Annotated in this window: 5 protein-coding genes and 1 pseudogene; 2 read left to right on the top strand and 4 right to left on the bottom strand. The window is 62.6% G+C overall.

The genetic code is table 11. The features are described from left to right. A partial coding sequence (locus EN749_RS31510) for a histidinol dehydrogenase (RefSeq protein WP_145991077.1) occupies positions 1 to 555 on the bottom strand: 555 nt, incomplete at its 3' end. 207 nt (positions 556 to 762) lie between these two features. Further along, positions 763 to 1,536, bottom strand: a complete 774-nt coding sequence (locus EN749_RS31500; RefSeq protein ID WP_128364620.1) for a glucose 1-dehydrogenase — start codon at positions 1,534 to 1,536, stop codon at positions 763 to 765. A 132-nt stretch (positions 1,537 to 1,668) separates the two neighbouring features. Between EN749_RS31500 and EN749_RS31495 the strand changes: the two genes are divergently transcribed. Continuing rightward, positions 1,669 to 2,772 (top strand): histidinol-phosphate transaminase, encoded by a 1,104-nt coding sequence (locus tag EN749_RS31495; protein WP_128364619.1) that lies wholly within the window; start codon positions 1,669 to 1,671, stop codon positions 2,770 to 2,772. 212 nt (positions 2,773 to 2,984) lie between these two features. After that, positions 2,985 to 3,245 (top strand): hypothetical protein, encoded by a 261-nt coding sequence (locus tag EN749_RS31490; protein WP_127809698.1) that lies wholly within the window; start codon positions 2,985 to 2,987, stop codon positions 3,243 to 3,245. 138 nt (positions 3,246 to 3,383) lie between these two features. Here EN749_RS31490 and EN749_RS31485 read toward each other — a convergent pair whose 3' ends face one another. Further along, on the bottom strand, positions 3,384 to 4,067 hold the full coding sequence (locus tag EN749_RS31485) for an SGNH/GDSL hydrolase family protein (protein WP_127271777.1): 684 nt from the start codon (positions 4,065 to 4,067) through the stop codon (positions 3,384 to 3,386). 64 nt (positions 4,068 to 4,131) lie between these two features. After that, positions 4,132 to 4,398: pseudogene (locus EN749_RS31480) on the bottom strand (ABC transporter permease); the annotation flags it as partial.

Raw genomic sequence — 4,398 nt, 5'->3', positions numbered from 1 at the left:
TCCCACGCCGGCGAGGCGCGCGGCGACCAGCGTTGCCGCGTCCACCGACCCATCCGGTGTCGGCGGCGTCACGATGGCGATCTGCGGCACACCGGCAATCACCGCCGGCACCGACGTCATCATCGTCACCGAAGGAAAGGCGCCCTTGCCGCGCGGAACGTAGAGCGCAACGGACGCGATCGGCGTGTACCGGTCGCCGGCATAGGCGCCCGGCCGGACTTCCTTGAGCCACATCGTCTCCGGCTTCTGCTCCTCATGGAAATGCCTGATGTTGTCGATGCCGAACTGGATGCTCTCGACCACATCCTTTTCCACCTTGTCGAACGCCGCTTCGAACTCGGCTTCCGACACCTGCAGTTCGCCCTCGGCGACATTGGCCTTGTCGAGTTCCCTGGCGAAGCGGATCAAGGCGGCGTCGCCTTCGTCCTTGACGGCCTGGATGATCGGCCGGACCTTCTCGACGAAGACCGTCAGATCGGCCTCGGCGCGCTTCAGCAGACTGGCGCGCTGGTCGGCATCGATGGATGACAAATCGTGGAAGCTGATGTCGGACATGGTTGCTCGTCTCCTGGAACTCTTGGAACGCAATGACGGTTGGCCCGTGGATGGCCATAGTTCTGCGGGTCGACAGGCCGACCGGGGCAAGGATCAAAGCCGTCGAGAGGCTTCACCCGGGCAAAAGTATATACATGTATGTATGACAGTCGCCAGCAGTTTTTCTATCGTCCTTCCCTTCGAAACTGCGGAGACAAACCTGCCTCCTCAGATCGAGGCGAGAAAGCCGCCATCGACCGGAATGGACTGGCCGGTTATGTAAGCCGCCGCATCCGAAGCGAGGAACACCGCGATGCCGTGCAAATCGGAGAGATCACCGAAACGCCGCTGCGGGATCTTGGCCAGCATGGAGTGCTGCCATGCCTCGTTGCTGTAGAAAACATCGGTCATCGCCGTCCTGAAATAGCCCGGCGCGATTGCATTGACCCTTATGCCGAGCTCCGCCCACTCCGCCGCAAGGGCGCGGGTCATGCCGAGCAGGCCCGACTTCGACGAGCCATACGGCACCGCGGTGGGGATTCCGACTTCGGATGTCAGCGAGCACAGATTGATGATGGCACCAGGACGGCCGGCATCGCGCATCTGCCGCGCGGCGGCCTGGGCGCAGAAGAACGCTCCCTTGAGATTCGTGTCGACGATCCTGTCCCACAGCGCCTCGTCGACATCGAGCGAGGGCCGCACCTCCTCCACGCCGGCATTGTTGACGAGAATGTCGAGACCGCCAAGCAGGCTGGCAGCCTCTGCGGTGGCTGCGCGGCAGCGACCGACATCGGTGACGTCGAGGGCAACGGCATGCGCCACCCCGCCGGCGGCGCGGATGGCTGTCGTTGTGTCCTGTAATGACGCCAGGCTGCGCGCCGAGACCGCGACGTCGGCGCCGGCGGCACTCAGCGCCTCGGCGATGCTGCGCCCGATGCCCCGGCTTGCGCCGGTGACAAGCGCCTTCCTGCCGGAGAGATCGAAGAGAGAAGCGTTGCGCATGTGATCCTCCTGATCGGTGTTGGCCTCGGCGCCGGTATCAATGCTATCAGATCGCAGGTTACATATACAAGCATATACAAATCATTTCAGCTGCGGTACTGATGACGAAATCCGCTGCAAAGGAGCCCACCCGTGTCGAAAGCCTCGGATATGGTCCGCACCGAAGTCAACCGTTTGTCGTCCTACAATTCCGGGCTCACCATTGACGAGGTCATGGCGCGATACGCACCGGCCAGGATCGCCAAACTGGGCTCCAACGAAAACCCGCTCGGGCCCAGCCCGACGCTAGCCACGACGATGCATGCCGGCTCCGAGATGTTCCGCCTCTATCCCGACCCCGCCGGGCGCAAGCTGCGCCAGGCGATCGGCGACAAATATGCCGTCGCCGAGGGCCAGATCATCCTCGGCAACGGTTCCGAAGACCTTCTCTCCGTCATCAGCCGTGCCGTGTTGCGGCCGGGCGACGCGGTCGTCACGCTCTATCCGTCGTTCCCGCTGCATGAGGACTACGCAACGCTGATGGGGGCGACCGTCAAACGCGTTGTCGTCAACGACGATCTCACCATCAATGTCGATGCGCTGGTCGAGGCGGTGCGCGAACGGCCGCGCATGCTGCTGTTTTCGAACCCGATGAACCCGGTCGGCAGCTGGCTCTCCGCCGGCGATCTGTCGAGGGTTCTGGATGCGGTCGGCGACGAGACGCTGATCGTCATCGACGAAGCCTATGCCGAATATGCCAAGGGCGACGATTATGCATCGTCCCTGCCATATCTCGAAAAGCTGGGTCGGCCCTGGATCGTGCTGCGGACCTTTTCCAAGGCGTTCGGTCTGGCCGGATTGCGGATCGGCTTCGGCATCGTCGGTGACCCGGAGCTGCGCGCGCTGCTCGATCGCGTCCGCACGCCTTTCAACGCCAACGCGATGGCCCAGGCGGCCGCACTCGCAGCACTGGCCGACGACGAACACCTTGCCAGGGTCGTCGCGCTGGCCAATGCAGAGAGAAAACGCGTCGAGACTTTCCTGGCGAGCAAGGGCCTCGATGTCGCTGCCTCCAGGGGCAACTTCCTGTTCTTCAACTGCCGGCAAGATGCTTCCGCCTTCGTCGAAGGCCTGCTGCGTCACGGCGTCATCGTCAAGCCGTGGAAGCAGCAGGGTTTTGACACCTATGTGCGAGTCAGCATCGGCTCGACAGCGGAGAACGACCATTTCATGGCCGTTCTGTCGGAGCTGTTGTGAATACACGCTTTGGTCGGGATTCGGACGGGCAAGTTGACCCGCGCCTTGCGGCTGCGATGTGCCAGTTCGGACACGATGTCACTCTGCGGTGCAGTTCGTTGAACGAAGGCAATAGATTTTTTGGGCTTCAAGCCGACAGCAGGCCTTAACTTTCGCGGCGTGGGTTTTTACATCTCGGGGGTCTGCAAACGATCGACGCTGAGGAGGCTCCCTTGCAGCAACCAGATGGCATCGCCGCCCGCCGATTGAGCATTCTCATCGAGCAATATGTGGAAGCGCGCAAAAAGCGCTACGACTATGTGTCGACCGAGCAGGCCTATCGGGCCATCCGGCAGGTCCTCAAACCCGCCATTCCCGATCGCGAACTCGACGACATGGTCGCCTCGCTTGCCGTGAAGAACGGCCTGGCGGTCGTTTTCGACCGCCAAACCAAATCCTCTGCCGATCATGTTCCTCGGGGCACAAGGCCCTAGATCAACGCAGGTCTGCAGGCGTCGAGCGCCACATCGATACGGGGCCAAACGGCCCCGTATCGATGTGCATCGCCGGAGCAACGAGCGATACACCCGCGCCGTAGGCCTGTGTGCCGCGAGCCGACGGGCGTGGCGGCTTCAGGCGGCAGTGCTGACCTTGCCCGGCTCAAGGATCGACTTGACCTTGTCGGCGACGGCGCGTCCCAGATCGGCGTTGTTTCCGGCAGTAAAATGGATGCCGTCAACACCATCCGTGGTGAGGTAATCGCCGGCATTGAGGAAATCGATCTTCATGAAATCCGCCATCGCCTTGTACTGCCTGGCCAGATCCCTGGATTTTTCGTGCCCGCCACCAAACATGCCCTCGAACCACGGATCGGGCATCGGGGTCAGCGGCGGCGGCGCAATGACCAGCGCCTTGGGAGCCGGATAAGGGGTGCCGATGCCGCCGGCACTGGTCAGGATCTGCCCGACCAGTTTCGCCATTCCATTGGCGATCTCATAAGGCGTCCGGCGGAAATAAGACTTGGTGTCGTTGGTGCCGAGCATGACGATGACCAGGTCGAGCGGCAGATGGCTGGCGATGGCCGAGGGCAGATAGTTCGCCCCGTTCAGGCGCGGATCGTTGGGGTCGTCGAGACAGGTCGTGCGCGCGCTCAGGCCTTCTTCGATGATGTGGTAGCCCGCCCCCAGCGCCGCCGCCATCACACCGGTCCAGCGCTGATCATAAGGGTAGCGGTAGGTCGGCGACCCTTCCTTGACCGGAACCCAGCCCCAGGTCAGCGAGTCGCCGTAGCACATGATGTTTTTTGGCGGTGACATCCATGTTTCTCCATCTGTTTGCAATTGTCTGAACGCCGGCGCACTTGCTCTTCGCCGTTTCAAATCAGGGGTTTCGCACGCGCACTCCGTAGAAGATCGCCGCGCCGAGGATGATGACGCCCTGCGCGATGAGCTTGCCGGGCTCGTCGATGCCGAGCACCGTCATCACCACGAACAGCAGCGCAAAACACAGCGCCCCGAAGAAAGGCCCCCAGACGCCGCCGTCGCCACGACCGAAGACGACGCCGCCGAGGATCGTTGCCGCGACCGCCAGGATCGGCAGGTCGAGGCCGATACGGACGCTGCCGACGGCGATGGAACCGGTCTGCAC

Source organism: Mesorhizobium sp. M7A.F.Ca.ET.027.02.1.1 (assembly GCF_004022985.1).
Lineage (GTDB): Bacteria > Pseudomonadota > Alphaproteobacteria > Rhizobiales > Rhizobiaceae > Mesorhizobium.
The sequence above is the reverse complement of the archived record's forward strand: the minus strand, read 5'-3'. Positions and strand labels throughout refer to the sequence as shown.